We start from the raw sequence: 652 nt of genomic DNA, 5'->3' as shown, positions 1-652 counted from the left end.
GTCGCCCAGCACCAGCGCCGAAGGGGCGCCTGCCAGGAAGTCTTCCGCCAGGATGAACGCCTGGGCGAGCCCGTCGGGCGAGGGCTGCACCACATAGGTCAGCTCCACCCCCCACTGGCTGCCGTCGCCCAGCAGGCGGATGAACTGCTCCTGGTCCTGCGGCGTGGTGATCACGCAGATCTCGCGGATGCCCGCCAGCATCAGAACCGACAGCGGATAGTAGATCATCGGCTTGTCATACAAGGGCAGCAGCTGCTTGGAGACCGCCATGGTGATCGGATAGAGCCGGGTGCCGGAGCCGCCTGCCAGGATGATGCCTTTTCTACCCGAGCCGGGCTTGCCATCAGTCATGCCAATTCTCCCAAATCCTTCAGAATATCATTCAACCCCAGCCGCCAGTCCGGCTGCGGGATGCCAAAAACAGTGTCTAATGCGGTGCAGTCGAGCCTTGAATTCAAGGGCCGCGCCGCCGGCGTCGGATAGGCGGAGGTGGGGATGTCCTCCACCGCGCAAGCCACATCCGCCCGGGCAAAGATCTCGCGCGCGAAATCCGCCCAGCTGGTCCGGGGCTGGCCTGCAAAATGATAGGTGCCGGATTGGCCCGGGTCTGCCTGCAGCTGCCGCGCCATCGCAAGGCAGGCCGCGGCAATAT

2 protein-coding genes are annotated in these 652 nt (G+C 64.4%); both read right to left on the bottom strand.

The window, feature by feature from the left end:
* Positions 1-351 (bottom strand): sugar nucleotidyltransferase (locus A9D60_RS06460; RefSeq protein ID WP_175392905.1); only part of this gene is annotated, 351 nt, incomplete at its 3' end.
* Positions 348-652: sugar nucleotide-binding protein (locus A9D60_RS06455; RefSeq protein ID WP_141117848.1), on the bottom strand; the 305-nt coding region annotated here is incomplete at its 5' end. The genes A9D60_RS06455 and A9D60_RS06460, both read right to left, overlap by 4 nt.

It is taken from the genome of Leisingera sp. JC1 (genome assembly GCF_001679925.1).
Classification (GTDB): Bacteria; Pseudomonadota; Alphaproteobacteria; order Rhodobacterales; family Rhodobacteraceae; genus Leisingera.
This window is presented reverse-complemented; position numbering and strand designations above follow the sequence as displayed.